10 protein-coding genes and 1 pseudogene are annotated in these 14,381 nt (G+C 59.3%); 10 read left to right on the top strand and 1 reads right to left on the bottom strand.

Annotated features, from left to right (window positions below):
• Window position 1 precedes the first annotated feature (1 nt).
• From AC1RKI_RS03390 to AC1RKI_RS03380, 3 genes are all read left to right on the top strand, one after another.
• Entirely contained in the window at window positions 2–526 is a 525-nt protein-coding gene (locus AC1RKI_RS03390; RefSeq protein ID WP_492793853.1) for an AAA family ATPase, read from the top strand.
• 197 nt (window positions 527–723) lie between these two features.
• Window positions 724–3,999 carry a hypothetical protein gene (locus tag AC1RKI_RS03385; RefSeq protein ID WP_492793855.1) on the top strand — a complete coding sequence of 1,092 codons (3,276 nt, stop codon included), beginning with the start codon at window positions 724–726 and terminating at the stop codon, window positions 3,997–3,999.
• 144 nt (window positions 4,000–4,143) lie between these two features.
• A complete protein-coding gene (locus AC1RKI_RS03380; protein ID WP_492793857.1) occupies window positions 4,144–6,615 on the top strand; it encodes a hypothetical protein in 2,472 nt (823 codons plus the stop codon).
• Window positions 6,616–6,978: 363 nt separating this feature from the next.
• Here AC1RKI_RS03380 and AC1RKI_RS03375 read toward each other — a convergent pair whose 3' ends face one another.
• Entirely contained in the window at window positions 6,979–7,638 is a 660-nt protein-coding gene (locus tag AC1RKI_RS03375; protein ID WP_492793859.1) for a methyltransferase family protein, read from the bottom strand.
• 160 nt (window positions 7,639–7,798) lie between these two features.
• On the opposite strand from AC1RKI_RS03375, the gene AC1RKI_RS03370 reads away from it, so the two are divergent.
• The 7 genes and pseudogenes from AC1RKI_RS03370 to AC1RKI_RS03340 all read left to right on the top strand — a co-directional run bounded on the left by AC1RKI_RS03370 (window position 7,799) and on the right by AC1RKI_RS03340 (window position 14,332).
• Complete coding sequence (locus AC1RKI_RS03370) at window positions 7,799–8,131, top strand: nucleotide pyrophosphohydrolase (protein ID WP_492793861.1); 333 nt, start codon at window positions 7,799–7,801, stop codon at window positions 8,129–8,131.
• 98 nt (window positions 8,132–8,229) lie between these two features.
• Window positions 8,230–9,057 (top strand): annotated as a pseudogene (locus AC1RKI_RS03365) (DUF72 domain-containing protein); the annotation flags it as partial.
• 301 nt (window positions 9,058–9,358) lie between these two features.
• Entirely contained in the window at window positions 9,359–10,048 is a 690-nt protein-coding gene (locus AC1RKI_RS03360; RefSeq protein ID WP_492793863.1) for a DEAD/DEAH box helicase, read from the top strand.
• A gap of 192 nt (window positions 10,049–10,240) precedes the next feature.
• Entirely contained in the window at window positions 10,241–10,681 is a 441-nt protein-coding gene (locus AC1RKI_RS03355; protein WP_492793865.1) for a CBS domain-containing protein, read from the top strand.
• A gap of 385 nt (window positions 10,682–11,066) precedes the next feature.
• Window positions 11,067–12,557, top strand: a complete 1,491-nt coding sequence (locus AC1RKI_RS03350; RefSeq protein WP_061959736.1) for an MDR family MFS transporter — start codon at window positions 11,067–11,069, stop codon at window positions 12,555–12,557.
• 77 nt (window positions 12,558–12,634) lie between these two features.
• Window positions 12,635–13,288 carry a glutathione peroxidase gene (locus AC1RKI_RS03345; RefSeq protein ID WP_492793867.1) on the top strand — a complete coding sequence of 218 codons (654 nt, stop codon included), beginning with the start codon at window positions 12,635–12,637 and terminating at the stop codon, window positions 13,286–13,288.
• Window positions 13,289–13,483: 195 nt separating this feature from the next.
• On the top strand, window positions 13,484–14,332 hold the full coding sequence (locus AC1RKI_RS03340; protein ID WP_150981752.1) for a fumarylacetoacetate hydrolase family protein: 849 nt from the start codon (window positions 13,484–13,486) through the stop codon (window positions 14,330–14,332).
• Window positions 14,333–14,381: the final 49 nt, after the last annotated feature.

Here is a 14,381-nt window from a genome sequence, read left to right as displayed (position 1 = left end):
CATGACGTTGTTCGTGGCGGGAATTCATGCAGTCGGAAAGACCTTTGGTCTTAAACCTGTGTGTGAGAGCCTTGGCTTGCGCCATGCAACAGCAAGCCAACTCATCAAGGAACAACAGGGCGTAGAGAATTGGACGATGTCACGAGAGGTTGGCGCCATCGATGCCAACCAACGTGCGCTGATCGCTTCAGTGCAGCGACTTCAGCAAGACGGGCAGACAGCTGTCCTGGATGGTCATTTCGTGCTGCGGCGGGCCGTGGGTGTCCACGAGAAAATTGGGGTCGAGACGTTTTCCCAGCTAATGATTCGAGGAGTGATTCTCCTTGAAGAGGCGACAACAACCATTGCTGAGCGACTCCTACGTCGCGGCGACGATACTTGGGACCAAGCGGAGATCAAGGTTTTCGCCCAGTTGGAATCGGAGCACGCAGAGTTTGTTTGCAGCCAGCTTGATATACCACTCATAAGACTATGCGCGCCCGGTGAGCCGGAATTGCGAGAGACAGTTATAAGGCTGCTGACCTGACCGTCGCCAATTTTCGGCCAGTGAGCGACCACCCTGAAGGGGTTCGCAAATGGTGTCGAACAGCCGCAATTTTGAGCATTTAAGAATTTACTCTGTAACGTCGATATGAGGTGATGCGGACGAAGGTCATGCGGAGCGGCATTGTCGCCAGGTGCTTCCTCAATGACGTCCACCAAGGATAGAGTAGGAGAATCGCATTGGAACGTCCCGACATGTCTCTGAGGAACACTTATCGTGCCTTTCGTGCAAGATGGATCGAAGAGACAGGACAGGAGGCAGCAGAGCGAGCAAGCTACGGATATGAGGAAACTCACGTACTGCAGAAACTTCGTAAAAAAATCGAAGACTTCCGTGCCCATCTCGTGTATTACGGATCGAGAATGCTCGAGAAAGAGCCAGGTACGGAGCCAGTTTTTCGAATGGCGCTGCGGATCCCCGACGGGATCTCATTAGTGCCTTCGCGGCGAGCCGCGTTTGTTCAGCACGCCATTAGTATGTTGCCGGTCAATCTGTCTGTGAGGCGGGCCAGCGCACTTCTTCGGCAGGTACGAACTCGTGAAGGCCGGGAGTTCGTTTTTGAGCATCAGGTCAGGCGGACGCTACCTGGTCACAACTACTTTAGCCCGGCGTTCGATTTCGCACTTCGGCATTTCCATCCGCCTCGCTCATACGAAGAGCTCAGAGACTTTCCACATGTAGATATTGGTTGGGTAGTTGCCTGCTATCGCCTTGGAGTGAGGCACATGGGCGAGGTAGGAAAGATTGTGCAAGGTAGTCATGGCCGGATCAGCGGCTCGCTTGCGCTTGCATTGGTGGATATGCACGTGATCAATTCCGTCGAGGCCATGGCAAAGCTTCCGGAGCGTCGCAGGTGGTACTCGGAGCCGGAGCCTTCGTCAATTGACGTTAGTTCGTTTCGGAAAATCGCTAAGATTCTGCTAGATGCGGAAGTGGCGCCTGACAAAATCACGCGGATTGTTCACTACCATATTGATCGATTTGATCCGGAGAGACTGAAGAAGACTCTTGCGACTCTCAATCTTTCTGGTGACGAGTTATCAGAGTTGTTTGATTCCGCGGGTGAGGAGCTCTTGCTCGTCGACACTTCGCGATGGGCGCTTCTCCGTGAGACGTTGAACATTCGATCCGGAGGGGAGTTCGGCGCCTTCAAGACCCTGCTGGTGTCCCATCGACCGCTGAACGAAGACTTCGTGCTGGCACTCCGTGAGTTGGGTGCCGATAGCCGAATGTTAGAGTCGTGCCAGCCACTGCTTTTGTCTGTCGGTGACAGAGAGGGGGCAGCTCCTCCTTTGCAAGAGCTAAAGATCCTGACTTCGTCGCCTTACTCGTTAAGTGTGAGTCAAGCGATTCGTGCTGAAATCTATCTTCTGGCACAGCGGGACCTCGCTGCATACCTAGCCGTTTTGGCGAAACATGGATATGGTGAGGCGGTCTCGATTATTGCATTCCAGCATTGCTACAAATCACTTAGCGCTGACATCCTTGACCGCTGGCTTGATATCGTGGACCAGCATCGTGATAACCAACCTCCAGAAATCATCGCAGAATGGGTGCGGCAAGCCGGCGCGACGGGACACATCGAATCATTCGAGTACCTGGCGCAAGTGGGACAAGTACCCTCAATTCATGCCTTGCAGCAAGCCCTGAAGATTGCTCCGCTTGGCTCTGCTTTGTTGCGTTACGTGGTGGAAGTGCAGGGGTTGCGGACGCTCGCAGCGATTCGGAAGTGGTACTTCGAGGAAGCCACCGGCATCAAGGAGGTAAGGCTTTGGGGTGTTCTGGACGAAGTGGACCAAGTCCTGCTCGAGGACGCGTTTAGACGCAAAGACTTTACCTTGCTGGAAGGCAACCGTGCATGCGTCAGGTCGTACGTTCATGAGCACTTGGACGATGTCTTGGGGCGTCTGTATGAGGCGGACGAATCTGCGAGAGCTGCCTACAACGCTGATTGGGAGCGATTACGTCTACAGATTCGCAGCGATCTCGCTCCCAAGTTAAAGAGCATACTAAAAGACACAGAGGGAGTGATTCTGGAGAGTCTTCTGGCCAGCCTTGACGCGCATCCGGGCCAGTTCAGGCGTAGTGTTACGGATCTGGCCGCAGTTCTGGCAGATCTTATAAGCGGTAAAGGCCCTGAGGGGGCGTCCTTGACTAAGCTGCAGGCCGAGGCGATCGCGCTGGTATTTCGCACAACGCCGCACACTGTTATGTCGGCGTGGCAAAAGGTGATTGGTAGAGGCGATGACCTGGCACATTTGGTATCGACTGACAACTATCCCATGAGCTGGGCACAGATCTGTCAGCGATTGAGGTTTCCACTTGATCGTCGAGGACTTCTCTCTCTGTCAGAGGCTTCGACATTCGCGCGGCAATTCGGGAAGCATTACAGAGTAGATATGCACAGAGCATGCAGTCATCTGAGTCCGAAGCGATTGACGGATCGTGCTGCCGACGTTTGGTCTCTTTCGAGACATCTAGGCGTACTGATGGCCGTTGCAGGAGGCAATTCAGTAGTTCGAGACTGCATTGATTGGCACTTCGAAGATCTTGGAAAGCTTCTTGAAGAAGGACCTGAAGCGTACCAGCATATGGAGGCCTTAAGTGCCTTCTTCCACGTAAATCTCGGCGACGCGCTTGACGAACGTGAGAATGATTTTATTGCGGGCGTTACCGATCGAGATGCGTCGCTTTTGGCCTCGAAACTTGATAGCCGTTACCGGCGGGATTCGCTCACAGCTAAGGACGACCTCAAGCACGCGCTGGCGCTTGCCAGAACGACAGTGTTGAACATATATGGAAAGTGGGCGGAGCTTCAGAGGGGTAAGTTCGTCGCTGATGATGCTGGCGGAGGACGCACTCAACTGAAAGCGATCATTTCCAAGTCACCCGCATCATTCTTTGCCAAAGAAGCGGCAAGAATTTGCACACGTGCGAATACAGCCATGTGGTGCGAGCATCGAAACTCACACTTGATAGTCTTTTCTTCTGGCGATAAGCGCATCGCTGGAATGGCGTTGCTCTACTTCGAAAGCATCCCTTCAATCCATCCGAGCAAGTTGACACTTGTCGTACGCGCGATAAATCCAATGGCAGACGTTCTCGCAAGACACAGTTCAGCTTCCATCGTTGACGGCTACTTCGATGTCGCGCAGAAGATTGCTCGCGCAAACGGATTTGCGGCCGTCGCATTTCCAGATCCTGCTGGTATGCATCTCATGTCAAATCACAAGGACATTGAAGACGATATCAAGGAGCGCTTCATAAACAGAGCCGTCAGATCGGGAAGATGGCGAGATACTGCCGGCGTCTTGGAGCGACCGCGTCAAGTCGATGCAAAGTTCTATGCCTATGAACATGGTGTCACCAGAGTCGACCGACTTTTTGTTATCTGGTACAACGATGGACTGTCCCAAGAAAGGCACAACGAGACGGAAGGGACTGCCTTGGTGTAAAGGTCGGAAGATGATGCGTCTCTTTCACAATTCGAGGTTCCGCCCCGGCATAGCAACGTGTCTGGGGCTGCGATGAAGTCATCAAATAGGTAACTCCAGGGTTGGCTATGCCGACCCTACTCGAGCGAATCTCATCCAAGAATAATGCGCAAACTATTCGAATCACAGCTCGCGGTCGCAGATGAACTGACGTCCAATTCGGAGAAATTCACACATCTCTGCTCGATCGTTCGCTCGCTATTTCAGGTGGCGGCGGTGACGGCGCTGGAGGTCATCCGAGAACTGACGCCGGACTCGTTGGATAACGCCGCGCTGGGCGCTTTTGCCAAGCGTTTCAATCAGCCCACAGACGGTCTGCCCGTCGAAATCCTCGATGTCGCGACGCCGGTGATCAGGAGCTATGTCGCCCGGACGTACCACTCGAGGTGGTTTGAACGTGACCCGACCTATGGCAATACTCTCGCAGCCCAGGCGTTGGCATGGGTGACCTTCCGCAACAAGAAGCCGGCCCATGGCGTGCTGAGCAAGGCAGACATCGATGAGTGGGTACCGAAGCTCTCGGAGCTGGTTCGCCGCAGCCTGGGATGCTTCGGCGAAACGCTGCCGCACGTCATCGACGGTAACGCCCTCAAGGTCGCTATCGGTTCGTCGGAGCTGACAGTGAAGACGCCCCTCCTTCGCGCGGGATCGCCCGTGGTGATTTCCGGCGTCGAAACGCGCAAAGGCATCTGGAAGCTCGAAGGCCAGACGCTCGCTTGGGAGACGTCGAACTCGTTCACAATCGACTTGCCAGAAGGCTCCGTCTTCGAGGAACTAGAGTCCAACTTTCCAAGCAAGTTCAACGTCATCGAACTGGAATTTGGAGGCAATAGGCACTCGGTATTCAGCAACGTTCCAGTGCGGCAGACAAGCATTTTCGAGGGACGGTCAAAAGAGCTGAGCACGTTGACAGAGTGGATCAATGAGCCGGAGGAGTCTAAGTTCTGCCTCATCTTTGGCGACGGGGGCATCGGAAAAACGACACTGGCGCTCGAGTTTCTGAATCGCATCCTCGACGGCGACGAAATCCTGACGGCAAGGCCACCCAGTGTTATTAGCTACTACTCGGCTAAGATGACGCGTTGGACCGATCAGGGCGTGATTCACTTGCGCGGTATCTCCGACGCGATGGAAGACTGCGTTCGGGAACTGCTGTTCTGCCTTTACCCAGAGCTGGGCAAGGACTACTACAAGCTTACTGGTGTAGCGCTGGTTGACCGAGTTGCGGCCGAGTTCGTGCAGCAGGGCTTCAAGCGGGATGACATTCTCCTAGTGCTGGACAACACGGAAACACTGGCAACCTCACAGGCCGAGGTAAACGACTTCAGTGCCTTTCTGAAACAGATTGGCAAGCGCCTTGGTCGCGTCCTCATTACGTCAAGACGAAGGGAATTCGTCGCCTTTGAGCCGCTTCAGATCAGCTCCCTGTCGGATGAGGAATGCACGTCGCTCATGCGACGACTAGCGGACGAATATAATGCCACGGCAATCAAACAAGCCGGCGAGGCTACTCTGCGTCGCGCGGCAAACCAACTAGCTAACAAGCCTTTGCTCGTCGACACGCTGGTGAAGTATCTGGCCAGATCGCCGATCGGCATCACCCAGGCGATTGAGCAGGTATTCAGGAAAACTAACGATCAGTTGTTGGAATTTCTGTATGACGACGCTTGGCTGCGCATCAACGAACTCCAGCAGGACGGCTTTCTGGTCCTGGTTTCCGCGGCGGTCCCCCTCGACAGCCTTTGTGTCGCCGATGCCTGCGCGCTGGTGGGTATTCAGCACGTCGAATTCCAGAAGGGGCTTGATGAGACCTACTTCGCAACGGTCACGGACTACGGGGATCGCTACGACCTACAAATTGTTGAGCTTGCGCGCCGCTTTTTTCAGAAGCAACTTCAAAAGCGAGGCGATGCCGATCGCCGTCGGATCAAGGACTTCGCACTCAAGGTTGATGCGCAGGCTTCGCGACGCCACCGCGTTGATCAGACCTACCGACAAGACCGAGTCGCCGAAGCGTTCCGCAGCCAATTTGCGAAGGCAGCGAAGATTGCGACCGCACAAGGCGACCTGAGGGCTGCTGAAGACAACTTTAAGTTGGCGCTCGAGGAAGAGCCGATGAACGCGGCGCTTCACGATCGGTTCGCTTGGTTCCTGTTGAACCGGTGCCAGAGACCGGACAATGCCATAGAGTATGCGGAGAAGGCTGTTAAGCTTGATCCGCACAATGCCGATGCGTCACTGACACTGGGGCTCTGCTGGTACCGGCTTGGCGAGCTAACAAAGGGTGACCATGGGATCGAGGCAGCACGTGCGAAGGGTAAGCCACTGTCGCTGTGTGTGCTGCGCATGGCCATTGCCAGGTATCATGCCGTGAGGAAGTCGCCCTTCGGCAAGGAGGCGCCGGAGTGGCTGAAGGAAGGCATGTTCTTTGTTGGTCAGGCGATCAAGTCGATGGATCCAAACGACAGCTTCGTCGCGAAGAACATGCGCGAAGCACGGCGGTACGAGAAGCTATTTCTTGACCTTCAATACAAGATCAAATCGCGGGAGATCGCGGGAGACGACGCCGCATCATAGCGTGTCGCCCGTGCGGCGAACCCTGGCCCCCGAACGAAATCGCCGCTGCCTATGCAACTGCACACGGCAGGAATTGTCAGCGCAGCGCTGGCGCGCTCAAGCCGCTTATTGTGTTCTGCGGAATTTTTCACTTTGTGTGGCAACGATCATGCTCATTGCCACTTTTCGTGTCACAACCAGCGGACACTCGTGTCGCCAAACTTGGAAAATTCGTTTGCGCTCCCGCACATACTTTTCGCTTTCCTTGGCATACGACAGAGGGAGGAGGTAATTAATTTGGGTGTCACAACACCCAATCCCTCGCCCACAAAAAATCCCGGCAATGCCGGGATTTTTTTCACCCGCCAGCCTTCACCCCAAAATTCAATACACCCCCGGCACCAATCTCCACGTGCGCGCGCAATAGCGTTCATATTCCTCGCCAAACTGGTCACGCAGCAGTGCTTCTTCTGCGCGGATTCGGGCGATCAGTGGGGGCAGAAGAAGTAGCGCCAATAACACGCCCAAAACCGACCGGAATACCAGCGCCCAGCCAAGCGAGCCGATGATGAAGCCGAGATAGCTGGGATGGCGAATCGTGCGGTAGATGCCGGTTGTCACAAGCGTGTGGCTGGGCTGGATCGCGACGAGGCCGCTGAAGCGTTGGCCGAGTATGAATACGGGCCAGAGTCGCAGGGCGCCGCCGATGACGAATAGGGCGAAGCCGGACCAGCGGACCGTTTGGCCGTCGATGACCCAGAACGACATGCGGTCGCAATAGGCGGGCAAATATCCTGCCAGCAGTCCTAGTACGCCGAATGCCCAGAGTACCCATCGGTTGCCGCGATCCTCGCGTTCGCCGGGGCTGATATTGCCGCCGGAAAATACCGCGATAATCGCCATGACCATCGTGGCTGCAGCGGTTGCTGAGCGTGCGGCGTCGGCAAAGTAGGGTGCGATTCCGCCCCAGCCGAGAATCGGCAACGCCAGGTAGGCCAGTGATGCCGCGATAGTGAGGAACACCAGCCCGGGTTTGGGTTGCATAGGGCCTCCGTTGTCGCTCGGATTGCTGTGTAGGTTAGGCGCGTCCACGCCCAAACGTCCACCGCGCGCCGAACGTCACATGCGTACCAGTATCGATAACGCCCGCTGCGGCTCCGCGATTCGATGGGACAATAGTCCAAGCCCCATTACGATGTCTGCCATGCCGCTTATCGATCTCAAAAATCTTCAGCAAGCCGCCGCCGATTTTGGTGAAGTGCGGGGTTGGGGCAAATATCACAGCCCCAAGAACCTGGCGATGGCGCTCAGTGTGGAAGTGGCCGAACTGGTCGAGATCTTTCAGTGGCAGACCGAGGATGAATCGCGGCGGATTATGCAGACCGCGGAGCGCGATCACGTCGAGCAGGAGCTGGCCGATATCACGATTTATCTGACGCAGATGGTGACGGCGCTTGGTGTCGATCTCGATGCTGCCGTGCGCAAGAAAATGGAGATGAACGCGCGCAAGTATCCGGCGCCTGGCGCGGGTGATTGATGCGCCGTGCCACGCGCTATTCACGCGTCCGAATGTGGACAGTCACGTGCGTCAAATCCGGCTAGACTTGCTTCATTGCGAATTGCGGAGATCGAGTCATGGCGGGGCGCAAGCACGGTGAGGCGGCGAGCAATATCCATATCGGCATCGGCGGCTGGAATTTTGCGCCGTGGCGTGACAACTTCTATCCCGCAGGTCTGGCGCACACGCGCGAGCTGGAATATGCCAGTCGGCATCTCACCGCGATAGAAATCAACAGCACGTATCACGGCACGCAGAAGCGCACGTCGTTTGCCAATTGGCGCGATGCCACGCCGGACGGCTTTGTGTTTTCCGTGAAGGCGTCGCGCTTTGCCACCAATCGACGCATTCTGGCCGAGGGCGCCGATTCCATCCATCGCTTTATCGACAGTGGCATCGCCGAGTTGCGCGAAAAGCTGGGTCCGGTGGTCTGGCAATTCGCGCCCACCAAGCAGTTTGTGCCGGACGATTTCGAGGCGTTTCTGGATCTGCTGCCGGACTCGGTCGAAGGCGTCAAGCTGCGTCACGTACTCGAGGTGCGTCACGAGAGTTTCATGTGCGAGGCGTATCTGGAACTCGCGCGCAAATTCAAGGCGGCTACGGTATTTACCGATTCCCCAAAGTTTCCATCGTTCGCCGATCCGACAGCCGATTTCATTTACGCGCGGCTGATGAATGCGCAGGAAAATGTGGCGACTGGCTACGATGCCAAGGATCTCGATCAGTGGGCGTTGCGTGCCAGCGCCTGGGCTGCCGGCAAGGCGCCTGCCGATCTGCCGAATGTCGGCGAAAAATCCGGCGCGGCGCCAAAACCCCACGAGGTCTTTCTCTTCTTTATCAACGGCGCAAAAGAGCGCGCGCCCGCAGCCGCTCAGGCGCTTTTGGCGCGATTGGGCTGGACGCCGTCGGAATCCATGCCCGTAAAGGTTGCGACGACAAAACCGGCCGCGAAAACGGCCGCGACAGGCGCCACGGTCGAGAAAACCGCCGTAAAGAAAACCGCCGTAAAGAAAACCGCTGCGAAGAAAACCGCGGGGAAGACATCCGCCCCAGCAAAGACACCAGCAAAAAAGTCACCGGCAAAAAAGTCCGCCACAAAGAAAACCGCCGCAAAGAAAACCGCCGCAAAGAAAGCGTCCACCACCTCGACGGCGGCGAAAAAGGCCGCACGCCAGGCAGCCTGACAGTTAGCCGCGCGAGGCCCGCATGCGTATCAGTCAGACGCCCGCACCGCCACGACAATCAGCCGAGCGCGCGTTCTCCGCGCTGCCGCTGGCGCAGACCTGGCTCGACGCGCTGGCCCAGTCCGGATATGACGCGATGACGCCAGTGCAGGCGGCGGTGCTGCCGCTGGTGCTGGCCGGGCATGACCTGATCCTGCCGATGCCGTCGGAAGACGACAGCATTGTGGCCCTGGCCGTCGCAGTGCTGCATCGTCTCGATCCGCGCCGCTTCGACGTACAGGCGTTGGTCTTCTGCCCGACGCGCGACCGAGCGGAGCGTGTAGCGCAATGTGCGCAACGTATCGCGCGATGTGCGGGCTATATCAAGGTGGCGACGCTGTGTAATGGTGCGTCGATGCGGCAACAAATCGACAGGCTGATTCATGGCGCGCATATCGCTGTGGGTACGCCGGGCCGATTGCTCGATCATGTCGACGCCGCCAGTCTCGATCTGCGTGCGGTGAACACGCTGGTTTTCGACGAAGCGGACCTGATGCTTGACATGGGTTTTGTCGACGATCTCGCATTCGTGGCCAGTCGATGCCCCAAAGCGCGTCAGACATTGCTGCTGCATGGATCGGCCGATCCGGAGCCGGCGCCCGATGTGGTGCGGCTGGGGCGGCGCTGGATGCGCCGGCCGCGCATGCTGGCATTGATCCCGCCAGCGATGTAATGCGGCACGCACTGCGCGGCCGTCCCAACATTTCTTGCAAAGATTCGTGAAAGTCACCCTGTGTGCGGCGCCCATCCTTTGCTAATCTGAAGAGACGTGGTCCAGCCAGGGTGCAGCGCTATTGCGCGGCGCCGCACGTTTTCCCGCGAAGAACCACAACTGTTTCCAAGACGGCAACAAGGAGTCGGTGACATGAAAACCGCACGGCAGGTTCTGGAAAACAAGGCGAGTCAGGCCATCCACAGCATTTCGCCAACCGCGACGGTCTATGCTGCGCTGCAGCTGATGGCCGACAAGCGGATTGGCGCGCTGCTTGTGATGGAGCACGGCAAGATCGTCGGCATCCTCAGTGAACGGGATTACGCGCGCAAGGTGATCCTGATGCAGCGCACCTCGCGCGAGACGCTGGTGCGGGAGATCATGACCACTGCGGTGATCTACGTCCGTGCCGATCAGAGCACTGACGAATGCATGGTGATGATGACGCGGCATCGCTTGCGTCACTTGCCGGTCATGCAAGGCGACGAGTTGATCGGCATGTTGTCGATCGGCGACCTTGTGAACGACATCATCAGTGAACAGCGCTTCACAATCGAGCAACTGGAACACTACATCACGGGTGGACCCCGCTAACGGGCCCGGCGCGCTGATCGACCGCTCGCCGGTCAGCGTCGGCCCTGATTGGCCATGATCGTCGCTGATCCGCGCTGATCGGCCGAACCTTCCTTCGGATGCCCGCATGAGCGGTGTGCCGACTGCCGTCGCGCACCGCTGCCTTCACTCGTCCGCGTGCCGATAGACGGACCTCGATACGCTGCGCCAAATGCTAAGCATGCATATAATTATGCGGTTATTGAATTAGGTCGCGACGATGTGATGCGCGGCCTGCCTTTGCGGCGTCCCGCGCCGCGCGCCCTCGCTCCTCCGCCCGCCTTCTTCACGCATGTCGCCGCCTGCCTCCACCGATTCCCCCGCTGTCGATTCGTCCGCGCCTCTCATCCACGATCACGCCGCGATCATGCGCGTTATCGGCGGGATCGTGCTGTGCATCCTGCTGGCGGCGCTGGACCAGACTGTCGTGATTCCGGCCGTTCCGGCCATCGCCAACGATCTCAACGGGTTTGGCCACCTCTCGTGGATCGTCACCGCGTACCTGATCGTGTCGACAGTGACCACGCCGCTGTACGGCAAGCTGTCGGACAGTTTTGGGCGTCGACGCCTGCTGATGCTGGCGATTTCGCTGTTTATCGGCGCGTCCGTGGCTTGCGCGATGGCGCAGTCGCTGACGCAGTTGATCCTGTTCCGCGCCTTGCAGGGCGTGGGCGGCGGCGGGTTGATGTCGCTGGCACAGGCTGCGATTGCCGACGTGGTGGCGCCGCGCCAGCGCGGCCGCTATCAAGGGTATCTGGCAACGGTCTGGGCGGTTTCGTCGATCGCCGGGCCCCTGGTGGGCGGCTGGGTGTCGGATCACATGTCGTGGCGCTGGCTATTCTGGATCAACGTGCCGCTGGGCCTGCTGGCGATGGCCATGTGCTACCGCGGCCTGGCGAACCTGCGCCCGCGCGGCGGCACGCCACGGGTGGACTGGCTCGGCGCGATCCTGCTGGCGGTGGCCATCGTCGCATTTCTGCTAGCGATGAGCTGGGCCGGCGACGCCTTCGACTGGATCTCGCTGGAAATGGCGGGGCTGCTGTTACTCACGCTGCTGGCCGTCGCGGCGCTGACGTGGCAGGAACGGCGCGCGTCGGACCCGATGCTGCCGCCGCGGTTGTTCCGCAACCGCGCGTATGTGATGGGTGTGGGCGCGTCCGCGCTGGCCGCGCTCAACATCTTCCTGTGCATCTTCGCGCTGCCGTTGCTTTTCCAGCTGGTGCGTGACGCCGATGCCTCGATGTCCGGTCTGCTGGTGGTGCCGTTCCTGCTGTCGACCGTTGCCGGCAACTTCGTGGTGGCGTGGCTGGCACCGCGTCTGGGCCGCATGCGCGAGATCCTGACCGGCGGCTACGCGGCCGCCGCCGTGGGCTTGATCGCGCTGGCGGCAGTGAGTGCCACGACGCCGACCGCGCTGGTGCTGCTGGCGATGACGATTGCCGGCGTCGGCCTGGGCATGTCGATGGTCGGGACGCTGATTTCGGTACAGAACGCGCTGGAGCGGCGCGATATGGGCGCCGGCACGGGCGCGCTGCTGGTGCTGCGCTCGCTGGGCAGCGCGCTGGGCGGTGCGCTGGCCGGAACGTTGCTGGCGATGGAGTTCCGCGATGCGCTGGCGCGCTCGGGCGTGACGCAGCCGCTCGATCTGGGGTCGCTGCGTCATGGCAGCGAGGCGATGGCGCAGTTGTCGCCCGCCGTGCGCCAGATGCTGGCCGGCGGCGTCGCATCCGGTTTCCATCTGATCTTTGCCGCCGGCGCGCTTGCCGCGATCGTCGCGCTGGTGATCGTCCGCCGCATGCCGGACCTGGAATTGCGCAGCAGCGTGACCGAGCACGCGGCCAAGATCCACATGGAATGACTGCGGCCGCGCGTCATGACGCGATGCATCCGAAAGCGTAGACTTGCCTGCATTTCCAGACACCGGAGCCCGATCTCATGTCTAGCCGAAGCACCACGACCGCCGCACCGATTGTGAAACCGCTGCAACGCCTGGCACTGGCCGGCGCGCTGAGTCTCGCGGCCACGGCGGCGTTGCTGCCGCACCCGGCGCGCGCCGCCGACAAGCCCGCCGGCGTGGCGATCCAACCGGCGACCCAACCGGCAGGCAATTGTCCGGCGGCGCTGAATTTCCGCTTTCCGCGTCTGCAGGACGAATCGCCGCAAAACCTTTGCCAGTACGCCGGCAAGGTGGTGCTGGTGGTCAATACCGCCAGCTATTGCGGATTCACGCCCCAATACGAAGGGCTGGAAGCGCTTTACGCCAAATATCGCGATCGCGGACTCGTGGTGCTGGGCTTCCCGTCGAACGACTTCTCGCAGGAACCGGGATCGTCGAAGGAAATTTCCGATTTCTGCTACAACACCTACGGCGTCAAGTTTCCGATGCTCGGCAAATCCCACGTGCGCGGCGGCGAAGCCAATCCGATGTACGTGCTGCTTTCCAAGGAAACCGGCACCACGCCGAAGTGGAATTTCTACAAGTACCTGATCGACCGTAAGGGCCAGGTGGTGGGCAGCTACAACAGCATGGTCAAACCGGACGACAAGCAACTGGTCGCCAGGATCGAGGAACTGCTGGGCGCTCGCTGATCCGCCGCCCCGCTAACCGCCGACAGCCGACAGCCGACAGCCGACAGCCGACAGCCGACAGCCGACAGCCGACAGCCGACAGCAGATCCGCCGATTGGCTGTCGGGCGGCTGTCCCTGCGTCATGGAAGTCCTGCGCCGCCGCGCGCTGGCGATACGCTCGCGTGGCCGCGCCCACCCCCGAGGAGATAAAAGCGATGAAATTAGTCCGCGTAGGAATGCCCGGCGCCGAGCGTCCGGGTCTGGTAGATGGCGATGGCCGCGTGCGCGACCTGTCCGGCGTGATCGGCAATATCGGCCCCGCGCAACTGGCCCCGGCCGAGCTGGCCCGGCTGGCGACGATCGATCCGGCCTCGCTGCCGGTGGTGGAAGGTCAGCGCCATGGCGTGCCCTGGACCGGCATCGGCAAGATCATCGCCATCGGCCTGAACTACGCCGACCACGCCGCCGAAGCCGGCATGCCGCTGCCTGCCGAACCGATCGTATTCCTGAAGGCCAATACGTCGCTGAATGGCCCGAACGATGCGGTGATGTTGCCGTTCGAATCGAACAAGTCCGACTGGGAAGTGGAACTCGGCGTGGTCATCGGCACCACCGCGCGCAACGTGTCCAAGGCGCAGGCGCTGGAACACGTGGCCGGATACTGCGTGGTCAACGACGTCTCCGAGCGCGAATTCCAGCTCGAGCGCGGCGGCACGTGGGACAAGGGCAAGGGCTGCGATACGTTCTGCCCGGTCGGCCCATGGCTGGTCACGCGCGACGAAGTGCCCGATGCCCAGAAATTGGGCATGTGGCTCGACGTCAATGGCGAACGCATGCAGAAAGGCAGCACCGCCACCATGGTTTTCGATGTGGCCACTGTGGTCAGCTACGTCAGCCGCTTCATGACGCTGGAACCTGGCGACCTGATCGCGACCGGCACGCCGCCGGGCGTGGGCATGGGATTCAAGCCGCCGCGCTACCTCAAGGCGGGCGATGTGATGCGGCTGGGCATCGAGGGGCTGGGCGAGCAGAGCCAGACCGTCGTGGCATACGGCGAGCGCTGAAGCGTTCCGGTTGCGAGCGTGGGCCACGCGTCAATGCGGCGCGCCCGCG

The sequence above is a fragment of the Cupriavidus sp. GW822-FHT06G04 genome (assembly GCF_058799075.1).
This window is presented reverse-complemented; position numbering and strand designations above follow the sequence as displayed.

Excerpts from the sequence above, each read along its gene's own strand:
- AC1RKI_RS03390 (WP_492793853.1), top strand. The coding sequence starts at position 2 with ATGACGTTGTTCGTGGCGGGAATTCATGCAGTCGGAAAGACCTTTGGT.
- AC1RKI_RS03380 (WP_492793857.1), top strand. The coding sequence starts at position 4,144 with ATGCGCAAACTATTCGAATCACAGCTCGCGGTCGCAGATGAACTGACG.
- AC1RKI_RS03375 (WP_492793859.1), bottom strand. The coding sequence starts at position 7,638 with ATGCAACCCAAACCCGGGCTGGTGTTCCTCACTATCGCGGCATCACTG.
- AC1RKI_RS03370 (WP_492793861.1), top strand. The coding sequence starts at position 7,799 with ATGCCGCTTATCGATCTCAAAAATCTTCAGCAAGCCGCCGCCGATTTT.
- AC1RKI_RS03360 (WP_492793863.1), top strand. The coding sequence starts at position 9,359 with ATGCGTATCAGTCAGACGCCCGCACCGCCACGACAATCAGCCGAGCGC.
- AC1RKI_RS03355 (WP_492793865.1), top strand. The coding sequence starts at position 10,241 with ATGAAAACCGCACGGCAGGTTCTGGAAAACAAGGCGAGTCAGGCCATC.
- AC1RKI_RS03350 (WP_061959736.1), top strand. The coding sequence starts at position 11,067 with ATGCGCGTTATCGGCGGGATCGTGCTGTGCATCCTGCTGGCGGCGCTG.
- AC1RKI_RS03345 (WP_492793867.1), top strand. The coding sequence starts at position 12,635 with ATGTCTAGCCGAAGCACCACGACCGCCGCACCGATTGTGAAACCGCTG.
- AC1RKI_RS03340 (WP_150981752.1), top strand. The coding sequence starts at position 13,484 with ATGAAATTAGTCCGCGTAGGAATGCCCGGCGCCGAGCGTCCGGGTCTG.